Annotated in this window: 18 protein-coding genes and 1 pseudogene; 17 read left to right on the top strand and 2 right to left on the bottom strand. The window is 42.7% G+C overall.

The window, feature by feature from the left end; translation table 11 throughout:
• Positions 1-348 precede the first annotated feature (348 nt).
• The 17 genes from ampC (at position 349) to G5T77_RS12555 (ending at position 20,549) form a co-directional block, all read left to right on the top strand.
• Entirely contained in the window at positions 349-1,509 is a 1,161-nt protein-coding gene (gene ampC, locus G5T77_RS12635) for a class C beta-lactamase (RefSeq protein ID WP_004783170.1), read from the top strand.
• Between the two features lie 274 nt (positions 1,510-1,783).
• Entirely contained in the window at positions 1,784-2,701 is a 918-nt protein-coding gene (locus G5T77_RS12630; protein WP_004783169.1) for a LysR family transcriptional regulator, read from the top strand.
• A gap of 205 nt (positions 2,702-2,906) precedes the next feature.
• Positions 2,907-3,389, top strand: a complete 483-nt coding sequence (locus G5T77_RS12625; RefSeq protein WP_166136912.1) for a VOC family protein — start codon at positions 2,907-2,909, stop codon at positions 3,387-3,389.
• Positions 3,390-3,719: 330 nt separating this feature from the next.
• Complete coding sequence (locus G5T77_RS12620) at positions 3,720-4,421, top strand: VIT family protein (RefSeq protein WP_004783164.1); 702 nt, start codon at positions 3,720-3,722, stop codon at positions 4,419-4,421.
• Positions 4,422-4,952: 531 nt separating this feature from the next.
• On the top strand, positions 4,953-6,293 hold the full coding sequence (locus G5T77_RS12615) for an MFS transporter (RefSeq protein WP_004783163.1): 1,341 nt from the start codon (positions 4,953-4,955) through the stop codon (positions 6,291-6,293).
• A gap of 40 nt (positions 6,294-6,333) precedes the next feature.
• Positions 6,334-8,880 (top strand): nitrite reductase large subunit NirB, encoded by a 2,547-nt coding sequence (nirB, locus tag G5T77_RS12610; RefSeq protein ID WP_166136909.1) that lies wholly within the window; start codon positions 6,334-6,336, stop codon positions 8,878-8,880.
• A gap of 24 nt (positions 8,881-8,904) precedes the next feature.
• Positions 8,905-10,515, top strand: a complete 1,611-nt coding sequence (nirD, locus tag G5T77_RS12605; protein ID WP_166136907.1) for a nitrite reductase small subunit NirD — start codon at positions 8,905-8,907, stop codon at positions 10,513-10,515.
• A gap of 295 nt (positions 10,516-10,810) precedes the next feature.
• A complete protein-coding gene (locus G5T77_RS12600) occupies positions 10,811-13,591 on the top strand; it encodes a nitrate reductase (protein ID WP_166136905.1) in 2,781 nt (926 codons plus the stop codon).
• Complete coding sequence (locus G5T77_RS12595; protein ID WP_166136903.1) at positions 13,588-14,226, top strand: NTP transferase domain-containing protein; 639 nt, start codon at positions 13,588-13,590, stop codon at positions 14,224-14,226. The genes G5T77_RS12600 and G5T77_RS12595 overlap by 4 nt, the downstream gene beginning before the upstream one ends.
• Positions 14,227-14,361: 135 nt before the next feature.
• A complete protein-coding gene (gene moaA / locus G5T77_RS12590; protein ID WP_166136901.1) occupies positions 14,362-15,414 on the top strand; it encodes a GTP 3',8-cyclase MoaA in 1,053 nt (350 codons plus the stop codon).
• A 1-nt stretch (position 15,415) separates the two neighbouring features.
• Positions 15,416-15,667 carry a MoaD/ThiS family protein gene (locus G5T77_RS12585; protein WP_004783151.1) on the top strand — a complete coding sequence of 84 codons (252 nt, stop codon included), beginning with the start codon at positions 15,416-15,418 and terminating at the stop codon, positions 15,665-15,667.
• A 1-nt stretch (position 15,668) separates the two neighbouring features.
• Positions 15,669-16,217, top strand: a complete 549-nt coding sequence (locus G5T77_RS12580) for a molybdenum cofactor biosynthesis protein MoaE (RefSeq protein WP_166136899.1) — start codon at positions 15,669-15,671, stop codon at positions 16,215-16,217.
• Positions 16,218-16,266: 49 nt separating this feature from the next.
• Positions 16,267-17,190: a bifunctional molybdenum cofactor biosynthesis protein MoaC/MoaB gene (moaCB, locus tag G5T77_RS12575; RefSeq protein WP_166136897.1), complete on the top strand. Its 924-nt coding sequence runs from the start codon at positions 16,267-16,269 to the stop codon at positions 17,188-17,190.
• Entirely contained in the window at positions 17,190-18,419 is a 1,230-nt protein-coding gene (locus tag G5T77_RS12570) for a molybdopterin molybdotransferase MoeA (protein WP_166136895.1), read from the top strand. Before moaCB ends, G5T77_RS12570 begins: the two co-directional genes overlap by 1 nt.
• Positions 18,420-18,434: 15 nt before the next feature.
• Positions 18,435-19,196, top strand: a complete 762-nt coding sequence (gene modA, locus G5T77_RS12565; RefSeq protein WP_166136893.1) for a molybdate ABC transporter substrate-binding protein — start codon at positions 18,435-18,437, stop codon at positions 19,194-19,196.
• Between the two features lie 26 nt (positions 19,197-19,222).
• On the top strand, positions 19,223-19,906 hold the full coding sequence (modB, locus tag G5T77_RS12560; RefSeq protein ID WP_166136891.1) for a molybdate ABC transporter permease subunit: 684 nt from the start codon (positions 19,223-19,225) through the stop codon (positions 19,904-19,906).
• A gap of 1 nt (position 19,907) precedes the next feature.
• On the top strand, positions 19,908-20,549 hold the full coding sequence (locus G5T77_RS12555) for an ATP-binding cassette domain-containing protein (protein ID WP_166136889.1): 642 nt from the start codon (positions 19,908-19,910) through the stop codon (positions 20,547-20,549).
• On the opposite strand, the gene G5T77_RS12550 is transcribed toward G5T77_RS12555, so the two are convergent.
• Both G5T77_RS12550 and G5T77_RS17225 read right to left on the bottom strand, forming a co-directional pair.
• The gene (locus tag G5T77_RS12550; RefSeq protein WP_166136887.1) at positions 20,539-23,091 is read right to left on the bottom strand and encodes an EAL domain-containing protein; all 2,553 of its coding nucleotides are present in this window, start codon (positions 23,089-23,091) and stop codon (positions 20,539-20,541) included. The two genes, G5T77_RS12555 and G5T77_RS12550, sit on opposite strands and share 11 nt — an antisense overlap.
• A gap of 137 nt (positions 23,092-23,228) precedes the next feature.
• A pseudogene (locus G5T77_RS17225) lies at positions 23,229-23,314 on the bottom strand (IS5/IS1182 family transposase); the annotation flags it as partial.

Raw genomic sequence — 23,314 nt, 5'->3', positions numbered from 1 at the left:
ATGATTTATGAAAGAGGTCTATTGAAATTCGATTTAATAATTTTTTAGTCAATAAAATAAAAGCTTAAGTTTAGAGATATAGCTAAATTTAGCTTATTTTTATTTAACTCTTATATTTTATTTTCAAATTTTATAGGTATGGCAATTCTACCATTTTTATAAAAAAATGGAGAAAGCTTGGAAGGACTATATGTCCTCTATGAGGGAGCAACTTATAGACAAGAGAGATTGAATAGTTCAGAAATTGAATTCACTAATTAATAGAAAGAGAAATAAAGAATCTATTAAGGATGAGTGGGGAAATAAGTGAGAAGATAACCACTTTCTTAAATGGGATAAAAAATAAGAATGGTTTTAAGTACTGTGAAAGGATTTAAGGCAGGAATCATTGCCTTGGCTATAGGATGGAGCGTTCAGGCAAATGCAGATGACACAAAGGGAAATTATATTAAGGCTGCTATTGATCAGTCATTCAAGCCGCTCATGCAACAATATGATGTATTGGGAATGGCAGTCGGGGTGATTTATCAGGGAAAAAATCATGAATACTATTATGGCCTGCAATCTCATATCGACCATAAAGCTGTAAATCGGCAAACAATTTTTGAATTAGGTTCTGTAAGTAAAATTTTTACGGGCATTGCAGGGGGCTATGCCAAGAGTCAGAGCAAGCTTTCTTTTAATGATCATCCAGCTAAGTATTGGCCTGATTTAAAGAATTCAGAAATCAACAAAGTCAGTTTGCTGGAATTAGCCACTTATACGAGTGGCAATTTACCTTTGCAATTTCCGGATCAGGTTAAGACAGAACAGCAAGTTTTAGAGTATTTCCAAGATTGGCAGGTTAAGCATCCGCCTGGCCAATATCGGCAATATTCAAATCCCAGTATTGGCTTATTTGGTGAGTTAAGTGCAAGATCAATGAATGTTCCTTTTAGCGTATTGCTGGAACAGACGATTTTTCCAAAACTCAATTTAAAGAATACCTATATCAATGTTCCGAAAGCACAAAGGGTTCATTATGCTTTTGGTTATGATCAGAACAATCATCCGGTGCGAGTAACCCCGGGAGCTTTGGATGCCCAGGCCTATGGTGTGAAATCTACACTTCCCGATATGCTGAAATTATTAGATGCCAATCTGAATCCGAAAAAGAACAAGACTGATATTAAACAAGCGCTTCTGGAAACTCATCATGGATATTTTAAGCTTGGAAAAATGACCCAAGCACTCGGTTGGGAGAACTTTTCATATCCGACGACGCTCGATATTTTGCTGGAAAGTAATTCTGAAAAAGTCGTGATGCAAGCAAATCGGGTAGTCAAAAATACTGTTCAGGAAAAATCACAAGTTTTTCATAAAACTGGTTCAACCAATGGCTTTGGAACCTATGTGCTGTTTATTCCGGAAGAAAATTTTGGACTGGTGATGATGATGAATAAAAAAATTCCCAATGCAGAGCGAATTAAGGCAGCCTATCAAGTCTTTCAGTCCATAAAAAATAGTTAAGTTTATTAAGCCTGAGTAGAAGGAAATGTCTCATGATTTTTGAGCTAGGGTATTTCCTTCTTTTGAAAAGAGGTTGATTCTTAAACTCTAACTGAAGTAAAAGCCTCCTAATTTCGGAGGTTTTTATTTTGTATCGATAAGAGTGGTAGATTTTACTGGTTGAGAAAAATTCATCCTATAAATTTTAAAATGAAATTTAATAATATTAAAGTTCAAAATAGGGTAAGCTTATTTAATTAAGATTGAATCAGATTAGATAGATTTCAGGTCATTCATGTTAGAACTTCGTCATTTAAAAACCTTAGTCGCGTTACGGGAACATGGTTCACTGGTTGCAGCAGCAGGAGATCTTTGTCTCACGCCTTCAGCTTTATCCCATCAGCTTCGTGAATTAGATCAATGGTTCGGAGTCGAAATCGTCAATCGCCGTAGCCGTCCGGTCAGTTTTTCCAATGTCGGGCAGCGCTTACTGAAGCTGGCAGATGATATTTTGCCTCAAGTCCATGTTGCACAGAGTGATATCATTCGCATTGTGCATGGGCAGACAGGACGGATCATTTTTTCTTCCGAATGCCATAGCTGTTTCGACTGGTTGATGCCTTTACTGAATCAATATCGTATTCAATATCCAGATGTAGATTTGGATTTCGCTTCTGGCTTTGAGGCCAATCCGCATGAATTATTACAAACAGGGGAATTCGATCTGCTTATTACCGCTGATCCTATTGAACTGAAGGGTATAGAGTATTTCCCGATTTTTGAGTATGAGTCGCGTTTGGTGCTATCGAATACTCATCCTTTAGTGCGTTCCCAAAGTATTAGCGTCCAGGAATTGGCGGAAGAAACACTGATTACCTATCCAGTGGACAAGCACCGTCTGGACATCATGTCACACCTGTTTATTCCAGCGAATATTTTACCTAAACAAATTCGGACCACCGACTTGACTCAAATGCTGATTCAACTGGTTGCCAGTGGTCGGGGAATTGCAGCCTTGCCAGATTGGGTAGTGAATGAATATGAACAAAAGGGCTGGGTGACTTCGCGCCGTTTGGAGTGTGTAGCACCGAATGGACTGCGCCGGACTTTATATGCAGGTTATCGAACTGAAGAAAAGCAGAAAGATTATTTCGAAGGATTTTTAAAGCAGCTTGACCGATTCTCAAAAAAGAGAATCACATATTATGATTAAGTGGTGATAAAGGTTTCCTCTCGACTCTTTAAAACTATTCTTTTTGATGACGCTTTCAGTCAATTAGATCAATAAATATACAATTCTAAAACAGGCTTATCTTAATTTTGGGTGAAAGATGGGAAGAGTAGGACTCAACTAGTAGATGAGATATTGAAGAGTTCTTAGGTAGTTTAAAACCTATTCTGAAAGAAAAGGTGAGATCATGAATATTGCAAAGAATACCATCTGTCTTTGGTACGATCATGATGCTGAAGAAGCCGCACGATTTTATGCAGAAACTTTTCCAAATTCATCTGTAGGTGCCATCGTTCTTGCACCTGGAGATTATCCCTCTGGTAAAGCAGGTGATGTCATCACAGTAGACTTTACCGTACTGGGTATTCCATGTATTGGTTTAAACGGAGGACCTGTATTTCAACATAATGAATCTTTCTCATTTCAAGTCGCCACAGAAGATCAGGAAGAAACTGACCGCTATTGGAATGCGATCGTTAATAATGGTGGTCAGGAAAGTGAATGCGGATGGTGTAAGGATAAATGGGGAGTATCTTGGCAAATCATCCCTAAAGCTTTGCTTGAAGCATCATACAGTTCAGACCGTGGTGTTGCTAAAAGAGCTTTTGATGCCATGATGACCATGAAGAAAATTGATGTCGCTGCAATTGAAGCTGCCATCCGAGGCTAAGGCATGGTCTCGATATCAGTGATTAATGCCATGTATTTAGTTTAAGCGTTTGGCCTTATTACTTATATAAAGTGAGAGGTCATTGATAATAATCAGAAGTTCATCCTTTAAGGTATAGCCAGTGAGTTGCTTATGGCGGCCGCTGGCTAAAATCCATTTAAGCTTTCTCTATAAATAATTTTTATTTTTTTAAAATAAGTAGATGAAACTCGAAGATATCTCTGAAGGTGAAGATTCATATTTGAAATATTTGGCTTAATGTAAGATGATAAAATAGTAAGTGACTAAAATTTAAAATCTTATTTCATCTGCTAGAAGAACGAGAAAGACATGCCTCATTCCCATCATCATGAAAAACACTATATACAACGTTCTGGCTGGTTGCGTGCCGCAGTGCTTGGTGCCAATGATGGAATTATTTCCGTGACCAGTCTGGTTGTCGGGATGGCAGCCAGTGGTGCTTCGTCACAAACACTTTTGATTGCTTGTGTTGCTGGCCTGATTTCTGGTGCAGCCTCGATGGCAGCTGGGGAATATATCTCGGTCAAATCGCAACAGGATATTGAAAAAAATGATCTCGCCATGGAAGAGCGGGAATTAAATCTGCATCCCGTACATGAATTAAGAGAACTAAAAAATATTTATATCAAGCGAGGTTTAGAAGCTGATCTGGCCGAAGAAGTGGCAAAACAGCTTACTGCACATAATGCCTTAGATGCGCATGCGCGTGATGAAATTGGAATTCTGGAACAGACAGCTGCCCGGCCCTTTACGGCGGCATTTTCTTCAGCATCAGCATTTACGGTAGGTTCTTTATTTCCATTGGTATCCATTTTGGTTTTGCCTTCACATTTGCTAGATCAGGGCGTCATGCTGGTGGGAGTGCTTAGTCTGGGAATGATGGGAGCATTAGCCAGTTATGCGGGCGGTGGCAGTATGTGGAAAGGCGCACTGCGTGTCATGATTTGGGGCATCGTTGCCATGCTATTCAGTTTCTGGATTGGCTCTCTATTTAATGTTGCTACCACATAAATATTTGAAAAATATGGAAAAAATTTTTATTAATCTAGATATGTCCGAAATTTAATTGAAGTAGATAACTTGAAATTAAAATTTTCCAAATTTAATTGTATTAGACACATTTAGATGCTTAATTAGCTAACTCATTTAAAAAATTTAAATTTTAACTATAAGTTTTTCTTTAATTAAAAATACCTAATTTGATTATATGCTTCCTTGCACTAAAGCTGTGCCAAAAGGCGCAGTGAAGTGGCAATTTTAAAATCTGGATATGAATATTCTCAGGAAAATAAGAAAGAGCTTGGTTCTCAGTCACTATAATTTAGAAAAAATATAAAAGTACCTTTCGATAAATAATATAAATACAAATACTTATTTATAGAATTATTTTATTGGCACGCTTTGTGCTTAATAGAATTTGAGTCAAAGACGACTCTAAAGAAATTTGTAAGACGGCCAATGACGTCCGTTCTGATCGCATCTGGTGTGCAGCGATTCGCATAGCAGATAAGCCTATACGTTCAGTTCTGGAAGGAGATGGTGATGTCTTCAAATTTATATGAAAAGAAAGCAACAAAAATAAGTCTTTTGAATTTCAGCAGCGCAGCAATGAGAGCCTTCCATATGAGTTGGCTCGCGTTTTTTGTCTGCTTCTTTGCCTGGTTCGCCTGTGCACCGCTGATGCCTGTGATCGCAGGTGAATTCAGCTTAACCAAAGATCAAATCGCCAATATCAATATTGCAGCAGTCGCGATCACCATTCTGGTTCGACTGATTGTCGGTCCGCTATGTGACAAATATGGTCCACGAAAAACCTATACCGCCTTACTCGTACTCGGCAGTATCCCGGTCTTTGGTGTGGCCTCTGCGAATAGCTATGAGTCCTTTCTGTTTTTCCGCTTACTGATTGGTGCCATTGGTGCCAGTTTCGTCATTACCCAATATCACACCAGCATCATGTTTGCGCCAAATGTGGTCGGTACAGCCAATGCAGCAAGTGCAGGTTGGGGCAATGCCGGTGGTGGTGCGACTCAAGCCTTGATGCCCTTACTTCTAGCTGCGTTGGTGATGTTCGGTGTTGAACAGGCGATGGGCTGGAGAATTGCACTGATCGTTCCAGGCCTAATGATGGTGATCGTCGGTGCATTGTACTGGAAATTCACTCAGGACTGTCCACAAGGCAACTTTAAAGAACTGCGTGCAGCAGGAATCCAGGTAGGTAGCGAGAAAAAAGGTGGCATGGCAATTCTGATGCATGCTGCACGTAACTACCGTGTCTGGATTCTATTTGGCGCTTATGCGGCCTGTTTCGGTATCGAAATCTTCATTCATAACATCGTAGCCATGTACTACGTAGAAAACTTCAGCTTTGGTTTAAAAGAAGCAGGTATGACGGCCGGGATCTTCGGTCTGCTAGCACTATTTGCCCGTGCACTGGGTGGCATCGTTTCAGATAAAGTTGCCATCAAAAAAGGCCTGGACGGACGTACCAAAGTGCTGTTTGCCATGATCTTGATGGAAGGCTTATTCCTGATTTTATTCTCGCAAATGAACAGTGCCATGCTGGCCATCATCACCATGACTGTCTTCGCATTATTTACCCACATGGCATGTGGTGCAACGTATGCGCTGGTGCCATTTATTGACCGTGATGCTTTAGGTGGTGTGGCCGGCATTATCGGTGCAGGCGGTAACGTGGGTGCGGTCGCCGCAGGATTCTTACTTAAAGGCATGCTGGATATTCAAACCTGTCTGATGGCACTTGGCGGCCTGGTCGTGATTGCAGCAAGTTTTGTTCTGATGATTCGCTTCTCGGTTGAGCATAAGGCCAAAGAGCAAAAGCTATATGAAGAAGCTGTTCTTGAACGAAACAACCTGGCTTAAAACACAAGATACAAGATTTAGAAAATTTAGGAGAAGGAATATGAAACTGGTAATGATTGGCCATGGCATGGTAGGACACAAATTTATTGAATCTGTGCTTGAGCATGCGGGTGATGAGGTTGAAATCACTATTCTGGCAGAAGAGCCGCGTCTGGCTTATGACCGTGTACATTTAACTGAATATTTCACTGGAAAATCAGCCAAGGATTTAACCCTTTGCCGTAACGACTTTGCAGATGCGTATGGAATTGATCTGCGTTTGAGTACCAAAGCGATTGCAATCGATACTGTTAATAAAACAGTCACCACTAATCATGGCGATGTGATTGCTTATGACAAACTGGTTTTAGCTACCGGCTCCTATGCTTTTGTGCCGCCAATTCCTGGTAATGACCGTGAAAATTGCTTTGTTTACCGTACTATTGAAGATCTGGATGCCATTCGTGCAGCGAGCTTGAATGCCAAAAACGGTGTCGTGATTGGTGGTGGTTTGCTGGGGCTGGAAGCGGCAAAAGCGCTGCGTGACCTGAATCTGGAAACGCATGTGGTCGAATTCGCACCACGCTTAATGGCAGTACAGATTGATGATCTTGGCGGTAAAGTATTACGCAGCAAAATCGAAGATCTGGGCGTTAAAGTCCATACCCAAAAAGCCACCTCGTCTATTGAAGATGGTGTCAATGCCAAGCACGTGATGAAGTTTGGTGATGGTGCTGAGCTGGAAACCGACATCATTCTGTTCTCTGCAGGGATCCGTCCACGTGATGAGCTGGCACGTCAAAGCGGACTGGCAATCGGTGAGCGTGGCGGGATCATGATCAATGATTATTGCCAAACTTCCAATCCAGACATTTACGCGATTGGTGAATGTGCGCTGTGGAATAACAAGATTTTTGGTCTGGTTGCGCCAGGCTACGACATGGCACGTATTGCTGCGAAACATGTCCTACAAGAAGAATGTGCAGCATTTGCTGGCGCAGACATGAGCACCAAGCTGAAACTGATGGGTGTGGATGTTGCATCAGTTGGCGATGCACATGCCATGACACCAGGTTCACTGAGCTATTTCTATGCCGATGAAGCGGCACAGATCTACAAGAAAATTGTGGTTAATGCAGAAAAAACCAAACTGCTCGGTGCAGTGCTGGTCGGTTGTGCCAAAGAATATAACGACCTGCTGCAAATGATGCTAAATGGTCTGGAAATCCCGGAAAATCCGGAAAGCCTGATCATGCCGGGCTTTGATCAAGCGACTGCAAAAGCAGGCGGTAGCGGTGTAGATCTGCTCCCAGACAGCGCAACGATCTGTTCATGTAATAACGTATCTAAAGCGGATATCTGTTCAGCGATTGCCGATGGTTCAACTTCACTAGGTGCTCTGAAAAAATGCACCAAAGCAGCTACTGCATGTGGTGGTTGTGCACCTTTAGTCACTCAAGTATTGAAGTCTGAACTGCAACGCCAAGGCGTGACAGTGAATAACCATCTGTGTGAACACTTTGCTTATTCACGCCAAGAGCTGTATCACCTGGTGCGCGTCAATGAGATCAAAACTTTTGATGACCTGATCCAGCAACATGGTCATGGTCTGGGCTGTGATATCTGTAAGCCAACAGTGGCCAATATTCTTGCATCTTGCTGGAACGACTTTGTCCTGAAACCAAGCCATGCCGGCCTGCAAGACAGTAACGATTACTACCTCGGTAACATTCAAAAAGATGGTACTTACTCTGTCGTTCCTCGTATGGCAGGTGGTGAAGTCACTCCAGATGGTCTGATCGTCATTGGTCAAATTGCTAAAGAATATGGTCTGTATACCAAACTGACTGGGGGCCAGCGTGTCGATATGTTTGGTGCGCAACTGCATCAATTACCAGAAATCTGGGAAAAACTGATCAATGCCGGTTTTGAATCAGGTCATGCCTACGGTAAATCGCTGCGTACCGTGAAATCTTGTGTCGGCAGCACCTGGTGCCGTTATGGTGTAGATGATTCTGTGGGCTTGGCGATCTATCTGGAAAACCGCTACAAGGGCTTACGTTCTCCGCATAAACTGAAAATGGCGGTATCTGGCTGTACTCGTGAATGTGCCGAAGCACAAAGCAAAGACGTGGGTGTGATTGCCACTGAAAAAGGATGGAACCTGTATGTTTGCGGTAACGGCGGTATGAAACCGCGTCATGCTGAACTACTAGCATCAGATCTGGATACACAAACTTTAGTCCGCTATATCGACCGTTTCTTCATGTTCTATATCCAGACGGCTGATCGTCTGCAACGTACTTCAGTATGGCGCGACAATCTCGAAGGCGGCTTAGATTATCTGAAAGATGTCGTTGTGAATGACTCACTGGGTCTGGCAGCAGAACTCGAGCGTCGTATGGAGCATGTGGTGGGCACTTATCAGGATGAATGGCGTACTGCAGTTGAAGATCCAGAAGTCCGTAAACGTTTCAAAACCTTTATTAATGCCAAGGCTGAACAGCAAAACGATCCGCACGTTCAATTTACTGAAGTGCGCGGTCAGATCCGTCCAAAAACTGAAGCTGAACGCAATGCCAGCCGTATTCCGGTAGTTGAAGCCTGATTCAAAGAATAAAGGAGCAAGAATATGACAATGTTTAAAGATATGAATGAACTGAATTGGGTTGAAGTGTGTGCACTGGATGACATCACGCCTAATACTGGCGTTGCAGCTTTGGTGGAAGATCAGCAAATTGCGATCTTTCGTGTAGGTTCAGAAAAACGTGTTTATGCACTCAGTAACCAGGATCCATTTAGTAAAGCATTTGTGATGTCACGCGGCATCATTGGTGATCTGCAAGGTGAACGTGTCGTCGCTTCACCAATTTACAAGCAGCATTTTAGTTTGGCGACTGGCCGCTGCCTGGAAGATAAAGATCAAAAACTGCTGGTTTTTCCAAACAAAATTGAAAATGGCAAGGTGTTCATTAGCCCCGTGCCACAAAAAACCTATATCACCAACAACGGTGTTTCACCGGAAAAAATGAAACTGGTACTGGTCGGTAATGGTCTGGCAGGCATGCGTTGTCTGGAAGATCTGCTGGATATGGCACCAGAACGTTATGAAATTACTGTGATTGGTGAAGAGCCTTGGGGCAACTACAACCGCATCATGCTGTCGCCAGTGCTTTCTGGCGAGAAAACCATTGATGACATCATACTGCATCCACATGCCTGGTATGCCGACAAAGGTATCCGTCTGATTGCTGGTGATCCAGCAGTACGTATTGATCGTCCGCGTAAGCAGGTGTATACCGAAAAAGGCGAAATGATCAGTTATGACCGTTTGATTCTGGCGACGGGTTCCAAGCCATTTGTTCCGCCAATTCCAGGTAGCGACTTAAAGGGCGTACTTAGCTTCCGCGACATTTATGACGTGAACAACATGCTGGACTACTGCAAAACCAAACAAAATGCGGTCGTCATCGGCGGTGGCTTACTGGGCCTGGAAGCTGCTTATGGCCTGAAACAGCAAGGCATGAATGTCACAGTATTGCATCTGATGGATCGCATCATGGACCGTCAGTTGGACAGTAAAGCCAGCCAGATGCTGAAAACTGCGATTGAACAGAAAGGCATCACCATTCTGACTGAAGCCAATACCGAATGCCTGATTGGTGAAGAAGGTCATGTGACCCAAGTGAAACTAAAAGATGGCACCGTGCTGGCTGCTGATTTGGTGGTCTTCGCAGTTGGTATTCGTCCAAATATCGCATTGGCGCAAAGTGCTGGTCTGCGTTGTAATCGCGGTGTGCTGGTAAATGACACCATGCAGACTTTTGACCCAAGTATTTATGCGGTGGGTGAATGTATCGAGCACCGTGGTCAAACCTTTGGTCTGATTGAACCACTTTGGGGCCAGGCGTTCATTTGTGCATCACATCTGGCCGAGCATGGCAGCCTGACCTTTAAATCGCCAACGGTTCCGACTCAGCTGAAAGTGAGTGGTTGTGATGTGTTCTCTGCAGGTGACTTCGAACCAAAAGATGATTTTGAAGATATCGTACTGAATGACGAGAAACGTCAGATCTATAAACGCATTATTATTCAAAAGGATAAAGTCATTGGTGCGGTGCTGTTTGGTGATACGGAAGACGGTACCTGGTATGCCGAACTGATTGCAGATCAGACACCGATCACTTCGATTCGAAATAAACTGCTGTTTGGTCGGGATTTTGCATTAAAGAAAGCAGGGTAAAAAATCAATTTGTCATGGTGAAACCAAGATCCGCGGAAACGTCATCCGCAACTGTTTGAGCCAAGACAAAATATGAAAATGAATGTTTCTGCGACCTTTTTGATACATGCCGGATGAGGGCGAGTTTTGCGGATCTTACGCCACAGTGTGGCTCAGGTTTTGCCTACTTTTCCCGAAAGAAAAGTAGGTCGAACCGAAGGTTGATCCAAATAAATGAGTTGCATTGAAAAGACACCGTTGTAATGAACCTTTTTTGAAAAGAATTAAATTGTGTTTCAACTCCTAAGGAGCATCCATGAACAGTATTCCCGTTGTGGAAATTGAAAGCTCCACAGAATTAAAAACTAAAACTACACAAACCACGTGCCCATATTGTGGCGTGGGTTGTGGTGTGACTGCACATGTAACGCCGACCATATCAGGTTCGAAAGTGACTGTTGAAGGTGATGCCAACCATCCTTCCAATTTTGGCAAGTTATGCATCAAAGGCAGTAATCTGGCAGATACTTTGGAACTGGAAACCCGTCTACTACAGCCAATGCTGGGTCGGAAAGATCAGCGTGAAGACACGAGTTGGGATACTGCAGTTTCGTCCATTGCCAATAAATTTCAGCAATGTATCGACCAGTATGGTCGTGACAGCATTGCCTTTTATGTCTCGGGTCAGCTGCTGACTGAAGACTATTATGTAGTGAACAAATTCGTCAAAGGCTATCTCGGTACTGCAAACATCGATACCAATTCACGTCTGTGTATGTCTTCAGCTGTTGCTGCACATAAACGAGCTTTTGGCGAAGATTTGGTTCCAGCCAGCTACGAAGATTTCGAACATACTGACATGGTGGTACTGGTCGGTTCCAATACCGCTTGGTGTCATCCAGTGCTGTATCAGCGCATTATGAAAGCCAAGGAACAGCGCGACCTGTTTGTGGTCGTGGTTGATCCGCGTTTTACCAGTACCTGTGAAGCAGCAGATCTACACCTACCAATTCTGCCAGGTCAGGATGTGGCGCTGTTTAATGGCTTATTGCAGTACCTCTGGAAAAATAGTCACGCAGACCAAGAATTTATTGCTCAACATACACAAGGCTTGGAGCAAGCCTTAGTACAAAGTGAAGCTGAGTCTCCGATTCAAGAAGTTGCTCAACGTACCGGTATTGCAGTCGAGAAACTGCAAACTTTTTATCAGAAATTCGCCGAAACTGAAAAAGTTATGACCCTGTTTTCAATGGGGGTCAATCAGTCTTCGCAAGGGGTGAATAAAGCCAACAGCATTACCAATTGTCATCTATTAACAGGCAAAATTGGTAAATTGGGCGCAGCGCCATTTTCCATGACTGGTCAGCCAAATGCGATGGGTGGCCGTGAAGTCGGGGGGCTAGCCAATATGCTGGCTGCACATCTGGATTTAGAAAATCCGGGACATCAGCAGCTGGTACAAAGCTTCTGGCAAAGTCCAACCATCGCGACTCAGGTTGGCCTCAAAGCAGTCGATTTATTCCAAGCCGTTGAAAGTGGCAAGATTAAAGCGATCTGGATTATGGCAACTAATCCGGTAGTCAGCTTACCAGATGCCGATCAGGTTAAACGTGCCCTGGACAAATGTAAATTCGTGGTGGTGTCTGATATCTGTCAGGACACGGATACCACACAATATGCTGATGTCTTGTTACCCGCTTTAGGTTGGGGTGAAAAAGATGGCACCGTGACCAATTCGGAACGTCGTATTTCACGTCAGCATGCATTTTTGGATGCACCGGGTGAAGCCAAAGCGGACTGGTGGGCGATCAGTCAGGTGGCTCAGAAGATGGGTTTCACAGGTTTTGATTTTAATAATAGCCATGACATTTTTCTGGAGCATGTCCGATTATCTGCCGAGCAAAACTCTGATTTAAGTCAGCGATCTGAAACGCCATATTTCCGTTATTTCAACTTGCAAGGCTTAAGTAATTTAACTGCACAAGAATATGACGAACTGGATCCAGTGCAGTGGCCAGTTTGGGATAAGCATCAAGATGCGAAATCTGTCACCCGGTTATTTGCTCAAGGTCAGTTCAGTCATGCGGATGGCAAAGCCAAGTTTATTGCTACCACAGCGATTGATCCGGTAAATCTGGTTTCCAGTGAATATCCTTTAATTTTAAATACCGGCCGAATCCGTGACCAATGGCATACCATGAGCCGTACCGGTTTATCGGCGAATTTGAGTACGCACCGTGCCGAACCTTACTGTGAAATTCACCCGAATGATGCACTAAAATACGGGATTCAGGATGGTGAATTGGTTGAGGTGAAATCGCAGTGGGGCAATTGTGTCTTGCGTGCGACTATTAGTGACAATATCCGCCGTGGACAGGTCTTTGCACCCATTCACTGGAATGATCAGGTCGCATCCGATGCGCGTATTGGCAAACTGGTGAATCCGGTAGTGGATGCTATTTCGGGTGAGCCAGAATTCAAGCATACTCCGGTTATCATCCATCCATTTTATAGCCAGTGGCAAGGCGTATTTTATGTGCGTCAAGGCTTTGAAAAAATCGTACAGCCGTCGATTGAAGCCACCGTGTGGTGGACTAAAATCACTACCAGCAAGGCAGTACGTTATGAACTGGCAGACCGGAAGAAATTTAGCTACACCACTGAGCATTTAAAAGAATTATTGCCATTTCAGGATGAAAGTTTTGAATGGCTGAATCTTGAAGATCAGACCGCCCATATCAGTCATAGCGTGATACTTCAGGATGGTCATGTGATTGCCAGCCTATATATTGCACCGAAGGCCTTATTGCCGGACCGTGACTGGGTGGCAAGTCTGTTTAAACGTGAACGTTTAAGTGCTATGCACCGTAAAGCCTTACTTGCCGGACAACCAATGTCGATGGCAAATAATGAAGGTCCACTGGTCTGTAGCTGTTTTAAAGTCGGTAAAAACCGCATCATTGAAACCATTAAAACTAAAAATATTACGGATGAAAAACAGGTGACCGCATGTTTAAAAGCCGGAGGGAATTGTGGTTCGTGTTTACCTGAAATCCGTGGCCTGATTAAAACATGTCAATTGGAGACGGTAGAATGAAAAAAGGAGCCGAGAGAGAAAATAATAAAACAGCCTATCCGCGTACTGATCTGGTGATCCTGGCGGGTGGACAGGCAAGACGCATGAATGGCATCAATAAACTGTTGCAGAAATTCGATGACCAGATTCAGCTGATCAAGATTCACCAACAGCTGAAATCGAATGTTGCACAGGTCTGGATTAACAGCCATCGCGACTATTCCATTTACCAGAAACTTATTCCCAGTGTTCATTATTATCAAGATGATGAGCCGGGCTTTCAGGGGCCGTTAATGGGCATGAAAAGTGCCTGGTCGCATGTGCAGTCGGATTATGTACTGTTTGTCCCTTGTGACCTAACTTATATTCCTTCCAAAGTATTGCTCAAGTTGCATCAGGCTCTAGCCAAAAACAGTCTGGCTGAAGTGGCTTATGTGGAAATTAATGGTAAGCCACTTTATCCATTTTGTCTGGTCAAACGCAGCAGTCTGGCAAGCCTGAAATTACATCTTGAACAGGAACAGCGCAGCCTCAAACACTGTTTTGCTGATTTGCACGCACAAGTGGCACGTTTTAAAAATCGTGCGCTATTTTTTCACAGTATTAACTCGCTGGATGAACTGCAACAGTATCAACAGCTCAAATTTCTGCACTAAAAACTGAATATTTTGCTTTTGGCACAAAGTTGGAACACTTATTGCAAATCTAATTATTACAAGATTGGGCGATTTGAGTTTCGCGCACTGCATATGTGCAACAACCCACCCAATGCCTGAAGATGGATGTTCAACATGAATATGATGACACAGCTTAAAAATGATGCCTTGTTTGTTGATCAATTCGGTCGTGGCAAGCGCAAACTAAGGATTTCAGTGACCGATCGCTGCAATTTCAAATGTGTTTATTGTATGCCTGAACATCCGGAATGGATGAAAAAACACGATCTTCTTAGTTTTGAAGAGCTGTATCAATTTTGCGATTTTATGGTGCGTCATGGCATCCAGTATATCCGCATTACCGGTGGTGAGCCTTTAATGCGTCAGGGCGTGGTGCATTTTGTTGAACAACTGCAAGCGCTGAAAAAGCTGGGACTACAACGCATTTCCATAACGACCAATGCGCATTACTTAAAACGATATGCACAAGCCTTAAAGCAGGCGGGACTAGATGACCTGAATATTAGTTTGGACAGTCTGGATGCTGATCAGTTTAAGCAGCTCACTCAAAAAGATTTAGCACCTGTGCTGGAAGGGATACAGGCAGCACAAGTTGCTGAATTACCGATTAAGATCAATACCGTATTGATGCAAGGTATAAATGACGATCAGATCCTGCCATTGGCGCGCTGGTCAGTTCAGCATAACATTGTCCTGCGCTTTATCGAATTTATGCCACTTGATGGTGATCACAATTGGTCTACTGAGCATGTAGTCAGTGAACAATACATTTTAGAAACTTTGGCGACTGAATTTACGCTCACTCAAAAGACTAATAATTCTGCTCAATCAGCGTCGGAACCCGCACGCCAGTATCTGATTGATGGCCATCCGATTGGAATTATTTCAACCATTACCAACTCATTTTGTGGCAGCTGCGACCGCTTGCGATTGACTGCACAAGGTGAATTTTATAACTGCCTGTTTGCACCTCAAGGCTTAAATCTTAAAAAGGAAATTAAATCACTAAATTCATCTATCGCTCTAAGCGAGTTGAATTTGTATGGCGCTTTATCCCGATATATCTGGAACAAAGAACAGGGCTTTCATGCCATAGAGCAGCGTTTAAAAAATCAAAGTATGAATCAAAACAGCCGCAAAATTAGTATGCACATGATAGGAGGTTAAGATGTCACAGATCAAAATCAGAATTGAAGCCTTCGGTGCGGTAGAACGACAGTTACCGCAAAATCTCGAAATTATCTGCAAATCTCAAAGTACCGTATCTGAAGTTTTGAATCAGGTGGGACAAGATTATCCTGATGCATTTGGCATGATTGAGCGCTGTGCCTGTGCCATTGGTGAAGACATCATTTCACGTCAGACACCCCTTAGTGCTGACAGTACTTTGGTGCTGTTGTCACCTGTCGCAGGAGGCTGAAATGAGCAAATTCAAGCAATTTTCTAGGATTCAGGATACTGCTTTAGATTTGGAAAGTTTTGATCCGATCCAGTCTTTTCCTGAATGTGGTGGAGTCGGTGTATTTATTGGAACAGTACGCAATCACCATGAAGGTAAAGCAGTCAAGGCACTGAAATATACGGCCTATGCACCTGTTGCAGAAAAAATGATTCGCCAGATTGAACAGGAAATCCAGGCCAAATACGGCGTGTCCTATGTGCGGGTAATTCATCGAATTGGGGCACTAGATATTGGCGAAAAAGCCATTATTGCAATTGCTTATGCTGCACATCGACGTGAAGCTTTTGCTGCTTGTGAGGAAGCAGTGGAGCGGGTTAAACATGAAGTGCCAGTCTGGAAAGAAGAGTTTTATATGGATGGCAGCAGTCAATATGTTGAGGGATGTTGTATCCGTAAAGATGTAGAAACTGCTCACATGCATCATCATCCAAAACATTCAGATGAGACGCATCAACATTGTCATCATGCCAAAGAGAATACACCATTCATCTATCAATGGCCGATATAAGTCAGAACAGACACACGTTTTAAGAAGAAATGAACTATAGGAACATGCAATGAAAAATGTCGGGATGAAAGCAGAAAGTTATCGGACTGCAGTAGCTACAGGGATTCTGCATGCACCGCCACATTGCATTGAATTATTACGGAATGGCAATACGGAAAAAGGTGATGCTCTAAAGACAGCTCGCATCGCCGGAATCTTAGGGGCTAAACGAACCGATGAACTGATTCCGCTGTGTCATCCTTTACCAATTTATCGCGCAGATGTGGAATATGAACTGTTTGATGCGCATGTCAAAATTATTGCCACAGTAGAGACTATTGGTCCAACCGGTGTGGAAATGGAAGCCTTGACTGCCATTAGTCTGGCTGGATTGACCCTCTATGACATGCTCAAACCACATTGTGAACCGGAAGATCTATGTCTGGATCAATGTAAATTGCAAAAGAAAAAAGGCGGTAAATCGCATTTTACCCGTGTCTTAAAAGAAGCCTTGCCAGCATCCATCATTGTGCTTTCAGATACGGTCGCTGCCGGTAAAAAACCGGATACAGCAGGGCAAAATGTCCTGGAAATATTACAAGAAGCCAATTTTGAAAATATTGCCTATCAGGTAATCCCAGACGACCCTGAACAGTTATTGGTACTAGTTGAACAGCAAAAAAATGACTATCCATTGATCCTGACTGTAGGTGGAACAGGCTTGGGTCCTAAAGATTTAACCGTTGAAACTTTACAGCCTTTACTGAAACGGGAAATTCCTGGACTCATGGAAGCTTCACGCAGTTTCGGCCAGAAACGCACGCCGTATGCAGCTTTAAGTCGTGGCGTTGCTGGCTATATTGATAACAGTTTGGTAATGACTTTACCGGGCAGCCGACAAGGCGCCAAAGAATCTTTAATTGCGGTACTACCAGCGTTGGTACATTTATTTGATGTGCAAAAAAATATTCCACATCAAGGTGGTTATCAATAATGTCTGGATGTGGAGCAGAACATGGTCTGATTACAGTAGATCAGGCTTTAGAATTAATTTTGCAGCATACTCAAGTGTTAGTAACTGAACGACTGAAGTTGAATCAGGCCCTGAATCGTTATCTGGCAGAGGATATTTATTCTGGGATTAATCTACCGTTATTTTCGCAAAGTGCCGTAGATGGTTATGCACTGTGTACCCAATCTGTAATTGAACCAGAACGCGAATTCCAACTGATTGGTGAAATTCGGGCAGGGCAACAGGATGAGCTGCAACTTCAGGATGGTCAGGCAGTCAGGATTTTTACCGGTGCTAAAATTCCGCTTGGGACTACTACGGTCGCACGTCAGGAAATTGTTCAAGCAATTGATTTATCCAGAATCAAAATTACGGAACAGCTTAAAATTCATGCCGATATTCGGGATGTGGGCGAAGAAATTTCAGTCGGGCAATTATTGGCCAATAAAGGTCAGCAGCTGTCAGTCGGTGCAATTGCCTCTTTAAGCATGGCGGGGATCAATATTGTTAAGGTTTTTCAATATCCTAAAGTGGCTGTGGTCATTACAGGTGATGAAGTTGCTGAAAGTATCGAGGATTTTGCAGCGGGTAAAATTTTTGATGCCAACGGTCCCCTGATTGAAGCCTGGTTTCAGCAAGCCGGGCAGCAGGTTGAGATTTTTCATGTTGCAGATACTGAGGCGGCAGTACGGAATCTCATTCAAGAATTATCAGCAAGCCATGGCCTGATTTTAACCACAGGCGGTGTATCTGTCGGAGATTATGATTTCATTCGGCCTGTAGCACTAAATTTAGGTTTCGAACAGATATTCTGGAAAGTAAAACAGAAGCCGGGCAAGCCGATGTTCTTTGCCCAGCTACAGCGCAATGATAGTTCACATTGTTATCTGCTGGGTTTACCGGGCAATCCCGCAGCAGTGTATGTGGGCATGCAGATCTACACCGCAACTTTATTAAATGCCTTACAAGGACACAAATCTCAGCCGAACTGGTTTAATGCTGTACTCACCCATGATCTGAAAATGAATGCCAGAGAGCGCTTTTTAAGAATGTCTGCCAGCTTTGAGCAGTCGGTTTTACGAGTTAAAAGTCTGTCTAAGCAGCAATCACATATGCTGAGCAATCTCATGCAGGCCAATTGTCTGGTTCGCATTCCGGCAGGAAAAAGCCTGAAAGAAGGGGATCTTGTTCAAGGCTTATTTATTCACTGATAAGGGTAGATGCACATGAAAAAATCTCTGTTTTTATCCATGTGCATTGCCATGATGTTTTCCTCAGTCCATGCAGGAACAGTGAAGGTTTACGCCGCAGCGAGTCTAAATAATGCTGTGACCGAAATTTCCAGGATTTACCAAGCCCAACATCCACAAACTAAGATTATTTCCGTATTTGGTGCATCTTCTGCTTTAGCCAAACAGATCGAAGCAGGAGCTAGTAGTGATCTATACTTTTCAGCTGATCAGGATTGGATGAATTATCTGGTACACAAGAAACTTATAAATTCCAGTTCAGTTCATCCCATCCTGTTAAATCAGTTAGTGGCGATCAGCCCGAAACATCTGAATATTCATTTTAAACCCCAGTCCAGTTTTAATTTTGCCCAGTCCTTTAAAGGTTATGTATGTACCGGGCAAATGGAATCAGTGCCTGCCGGAAAATATGCCAGGCAAAGTCTGACCCAACTGAACTGGTTAAATGGCTTAAAAGGACGAATTGTTGGAACGGATGATGTGCGCTCGGCTTTGGCTTTCGTCGAACGCGGTGAATGTGAAGTGGGGATTGTCTATAAAACTGATGCCTTGATCAGTCGAAAAGTGAAAATCATCGGTACTTTCCCAGCAAATTCACATAGTCCGATTGTTTATCCTTTAGCTTTGACATGGCAAGGTGTGCAGAATAAAGAAGCAGTGCAATTTGAACAATTTATACAAAAAAGCGCGCAGACCAAAGCCATCTTTCAAAAATATGGATTTAGGCTGAATCCCTAGACAATGACTGGAGAAATAACTGCAAGATGTTAAGTCCAGAAGAACTCAGTGCGCTCTACCTGTCTGCCAAGGTGGCCAGCTTTGCGACCTTATTCTGCTTACCTTTTGCAGTAACATTGGCTTGGGTTTTGGCCAGATATGAATTTCGGCTTAAGTTTCTGGTCGAAGCATGTTTGCAATTGCCGATGGTGCTGCCACCTGTGGTTTTGGGTTATCTGCTTCTGATACTGTTTGGTAATCAAGGCATGATTGGCCAATATCTCAATACACTCGGGCTGCAACTGGCATTTAACTGGAAAGGGGCGGTATTGGCCTCGATGATTGTCGCATTCCCATTGATGGTGCAACCGATTCGTCTGTCATTTCAGCTCATGAATCAGCAACTCGAACATATCGCAGGTTCATTGGGCGCAGCACCGTGGAAAGTGTTTTGGAGTATCAATTTACCTCTGGCGATTCCCGGTATGCTGATTGGCAGCATCTTATGTTTTAGCCGCAGTCTAGGTGAGTTTGGCGCCACCATTACTTTTGTGGGCAATATTCCGGATGAAACCCGCACTATTCCCATCGCAATTTATTCCTTACTGCAACAACCGAATGGTGAAGAAATGGCGATGCGTCTGGTGGTTTTATCTATTTTTTTGGCATTTACTGCCTTAATTGCCAATTATTTTATTTTGCAAAACTATCAACGGAAATTAGGAGGCTGAAATGTTGAAGTGTGATTTTCAATATCAACAAGCCGATTTCGAGTTGAATATTAAACTGGAAATATCGCAGCAACTATTGGGGATCGTCGGTGCATCTGGAAGTGGGAAAAGCACATTACTCAAAAATATTGTCGGGTTATTGAAACCTGATCAAGGATATATTCAGTTTAATCAGCAGGATTTAACCAATATAGAAAAGCAAATAAATATTCCAATCCATCAGCGCAAAATTGCATTAGTTTTCCAGAATGCTTTGCTGTTTCCACATATGAATGTGCAGCAGAACCTATGTTATGCAGAAAAACTGATATCTAAAGCAGATCGAAAATTCCAGTTTGAAGACATCGTGGAATTATTAGAATTAAAGCCTCTAATTTATCGCAAAGCCCATCAGCTATCAGGTGGAGAAGCGCAGCGCGTTTCTATTGGCCGAGCATTACTGTCTTCACCGAATCTTTTATTGCTGGATGAACCTTTAACGGGCCTAGATCAGCAGTTAAAACAGCAGATTTTACCCTTCCTAAAACGGATCAAAGACGAGCTAAATCTACCGATGATTTATGTGACTCATCATTTAGAAGAATTAGCTTACTTAGAAGCCGAAACTGTACAGCTCAAAAAGGGCATATTAATCAGGAACTGATTAACTCCAGCTGATTGAGTCGGGCAGGTTTTGCATAGTAAAAACCTTGCAGATAATCACAATGATGTGATTTTAAACACTCAGCCTGTTCAGGATTCTCAATTCCTTCCGCAACGACTTCCAGATCCAGCTTATGCGCTAGGGTAATCATGGCTTCAATAATGGCCTCATCTCGTGGATTGCCAGGTAAATGCTGAACAAAGCTACGATCCAGTTTGATTTCATCGATCGGAAGACTACGTAAATAACTTAAACTCGAATAACCAGTGCCAAAGTCATCTACCGAAACTTTAATGCCCAAAGCCCGGACATTTTTTAAGATCTCAATGGACTTATCACCGCTGGCAATCAGCATGCTTTCAGTCACTTCGAGTTTTAGTAACTCATGCGGGAATTCAATTTCCGCTAATAATTGCTGGAGATCACTCAGGAATCCACTTCTTTTAAACTGTAAAGGAGATAGATTGACGGCAACCGAAATTTGAGTCTCATGCTGCATATTCCAGGCTTTGACTTCCTCACAAGCCTGTCTGAGCACCCATTCGCCAATCGAGACAATTTGACCAGTTCTTTCTGCAAAAGGAATAAAATCGGCAGGAGAAATAAAGCCTTTTTCTGGGTGTTGCCAGCGAATCAAGGCTTCCAGACATTTGACCTTGCCCGTTTCACTGTCCAGAATTGGCTGATAAAACAGTTTAAACTGCTGTTCATGCAGAGCGACCATCAGTTCATGACGAAGCTGTACATAATCGACCTTCGGTAAAGGCTCTTTCGTGAAATTATACCAGTGCCAAGTATTACCCCCTTCGGCATTAGCATCACGCATGGCATCCTTGGCTGCATTGATAAACTGCTTAACGCATTTGATGTCGGGATCAGCATCAGCGACACCGATACTTGCACTCAGGTGAATGTCATAACCATCTACGTGAAAAGGCTGAGATAATCCGGCGATGATTTCTTCGGCACGTACAGCGACTTGCTTGAGATCAGTCATTTGAGTTAATAAAATTGCAAACTCATCTCCTGAAAATCTGGAAATCACATCTTCAGGCTCCAGATTTTGGCTCAGACGATTGCCTACCAGTTTTAAAATTTTATCGCCAATATCATGACCTAAGCTTTGATTCAAAGGTTCAAAATCATCTAGATCCAGATATAAAAGCACCAGATTTACAGAACCAGTGTGAGCTAAATGCAGTTTTTCCTGAATCACTTCTTCAAACAGCTTATTGTTAATAAAGCCGGTTAAATGGTCATGTGATTCCTGATAAGCGATCAATTCTTGCTGGGCAACATGCTGACTCACATCCTGTTGAATGGCAATGAAATGGGTGCATTTATGATTTTCATCAAACACCGGGCCCAGATTCAGCTTGTTCCAGAACCAGTGTCCATCCTTACGATAATTTTTCAGGACAATCTTGATTTCAGATTTATTCTGAATGGCTTCGCTGATTTGCTGGACGCTTTCCGCTGAAGTATCGGGTCCCTGCAAGATGCGGCAATTTTTTCCTTTGAGTTCTTCCAGGCTATAACCGGTAATCTGCTCAAAGGCCGGATTAACATATTCAATAGGCTGGTCATTTTCTGCCGAGGTTAAAATAATGCCATGCGGATTTGCATCGACACTACGTTTCATTAATCTCAGCATTTCATTGTTTTGATAGCGTTCAGTTATATCGCGTGCCACGCTAAAAATACCTACAATTTCACCATTCACTTTAATTGGCAAAAAAGTTAAATCGAGCCAGTATTTCTGTCCTGCCGAGTTATGTGCCTGAACTTCAAGGTGTCCAGTCAGACCATGCTTGGCCTGCTCAAAGGCTTCTAAGGCAAGAGGGCGATGTTCAGGTTCAATAAAATGGTCAATTTTAGTTCCGATATGCGATTTAACACCAACTTCGTTAAAAAATTTGGTGGCCAGGTTGGCATCTACAATATTGCCGTCCAGATTATGCTCAAAAATTGCATCGGGATGAAAAGAGAAAAATGACTGATATTTATCTTTGAGATGATTTCGTTTTTTGCGTTCTTCATACAACTCAAAGGTTAAGGCGATCAGCGAAGCCGCATATTGCAGCAGGTCAATTTCATTGGGAGTAGGAGACTTGATCGAACGATAATAAGTACCAAAAGAGCCAAAAAGTTTGCCACTCCCGTTGGCAATTGGTACCGACCAGCAGGCTCTTAAACCATTTCGTTTAACCAGATCTTTATATGCGACCCAGTTCGGATCATTGAGTAAATCCTCACAGACCACTAAACGACGATGATATGCAGCTGCACCACAAGCGCCAACATTCGGGCCGATTTTTAGATCTTTTAAAGCGTCTATATATTCTCTGGAAAAATAGGATGGTTCTTTTATTAAGTTAAGCGTTTGTTCCTGTTCCGAATACAACATGAAAGATACCAGTGCATCCGGGATTTTATCCCCTAACCATGCGGTAATCGCATCTATGATATCCTCTAAGGCAGCAGCTTGACCAATCAGATTAAAAATCTCTTGGCTGGTGCCTCCATTATAAAAAGAAGTCATATTGTATCCTTAAGTATAAACCTCTATATAAACCTAGAAGTATTAGAGAAATTATACTGTTTTTTTGAATAAAAGATCTAAACCCCATAACACAATAACAAAATAATATATTTAAATTATCTAGGGTCTGTTGACACTTACTGTTCATAATTAACCCTATAACGGTAGCCATAAAAATATACAGGCTAAGGCAACAGAACTTTGATAATTTCTTTTGAGCTTG

Source organism: Acinetobacter sp. GFQ9D191M (assembly GCF_011174875.1).
Classification (GTDB): domain Bacteria; phylum Pseudomonadota; class Gammaproteobacteria; order Pseudomonadales; family Moraxellaceae; genus Acinetobacter.
Note: the sequence above shows the minus strand (reverse complement) of the source record. Positions and strands in the feature narration are given on the sequence as shown.

Bases quoted from the DNA above. Each gene is read 5' to 3' on its own strand.
- moaA (WP_166136901.1), top strand. From the start codon at position 14,362: ATGAATATGATGACACAGCTTAAAAATGATGCCTTGTTTGTTGATCAA.
- G5T77_RS12630 (WP_004783169.1), top strand. From the start codon at position 1,784: ATGTTAGAACTTCGTCATTTAAAAACCTTAGTCGCGTTACGGGAACAT.
- nirD (WP_166136907.1), top strand. From the start codon at position 8,905: ATGACAATGTTTAAAGATATGAATGAACTGAATTGGGTTGAAGTGTGT.
- G5T77_RS12600 (WP_166136905.1), top strand. From the start codon at position 10,811: ATGAACAGTATTCCCGTTGTGGAAATTGAAAGCTCCACAGAATTAAAA.
- G5T77_RS12580 (WP_166136899.1), top strand. From the start codon at position 15,669: ATGAGCAAATTCAAGCAATTTTCTAGGATTCAGGATACTGCTTTAGAT.
- G5T77_RS12570 (WP_166136895.1), top strand. From the start codon at position 17,190: ATGTCTGGATGTGGAGCAGAACATGGTCTGATTACAGTAGATCAGGCT.
- nirB (WP_166136909.1), top strand. From the start codon at position 6,334: ATGAAACTGGTAATGATTGGCCATGGCATGGTAGGACACAAATTTATT.
- modB (WP_166136891.1), top strand. From the start codon at position 19,223: ATGTTAAGTCCAGAAGAACTCAGTGCGCTCTACCTGTCTGCCAAGGTG.
- G5T77_RS12615 (WP_004783163.1), top strand. From the start codon at position 4,953: ATGTCTTCAAATTTATATGAAAAGAAAGCAACAAAAATAAGTCTTTTG.
- ampC (WP_004783170.1), top strand. From the start codon at position 349: ATGGTTTTAAGTACTGTGAAAGGATTTAAGGCAGGAATCATTGCCTTG.
- G5T77_RS12625 (WP_166136912.1), top strand. From the start codon at position 2,907: ATGAATATTGCAAAGAATACCATCTGTCTTTGGTACGATCATGATGCT.
- G5T77_RS12595 (WP_166136903.1), top strand. From the start codon at position 13,588: ATGAAAAAAGGAGCCGAGAGAGAAAATAATAAAACAGCCTATCCGCGT.
- modA (WP_166136893.1), top strand. From the start codon at position 18,435: ATGAAAAAATCTCTGTTTTTATCCATGTGCATTGCCATGATGTTTTCC.
- G5T77_RS12620 (WP_004783164.1), top strand. From the start codon at position 3,720: ATGCCTCATTCCCATCATCATGAAAAACACTATATACAACGTTCTGGC.
- G5T77_RS12585 (WP_004783151.1), top strand. From the start codon at position 15,416: ATGTCACAGATCAAAATCAGAATTGAAGCCTTCGGTGCGGTAGAACGA.
- G5T77_RS12555 (WP_166136889.1), top strand. From the start codon at position 19,908: ATGTTGAAGTGTGATTTTCAATATCAACAAGCCGATTTCGAGTTGAAT.
- moaCB (WP_166136897.1), top strand. From the start codon at position 16,267: ATGAAAAATGTCGGGATGAAAGCAGAAAGTTATCGGACTGCAGTAGCT.
- G5T77_RS12550 (WP_166136887.1), bottom strand. From the start codon at position 23,091: ATGACTTCTTTTTATAATGGAGGCACCAGCCAAGAGATTTTTAATCTG.